Annotated in this window: 1 protein-coding gene; it reads right to left on the bottom strand. The window is 41.5% G+C overall.

The features are described 5' to 3' along the window. Nucleotides 1–185: sporulation protein (locus R7044_RS26000; protein WP_225456095.1), on the bottom strand; the 185-nt coding region annotated here is incomplete at its 3' end. Nucleotides 186–354: the final 169 nt, after the last annotated feature.

A 354-nucleotide genomic window follows, 5' to 3' on the forward strand; every position in this document is an offset into this window, starting at 1 on the left:
TCTGCGATGTAGCGGCAACAAAGCTTCATATCGATATTATCGATCGCTTGTTCTGTCGCACCACCATAAACGTGAATAGAAACATCCACACTTTGACCGGGATAAAGCACATCCTGATTTAGAATCGAATCTACCTTAGCGCTGCCGATCCCAAAGCTCGCAAGTGTCTTCTTCAAAAATGACATATGCACCTCCTTTGTCGAGATCTCATACTACTACTGCTGATCATGGGATCAAAACAAATTTTTGCGTCGATCCGAGCGACAAAATAACAAAATCGAGAGAATTCAATTGCTCAACTATCGACCAATTATAACAAGGGTGCTAACCTATACATGATATGCATGCATATCG

It is taken from the genome of Vibrio sp. 1402, from assembly GCF_033340275.1.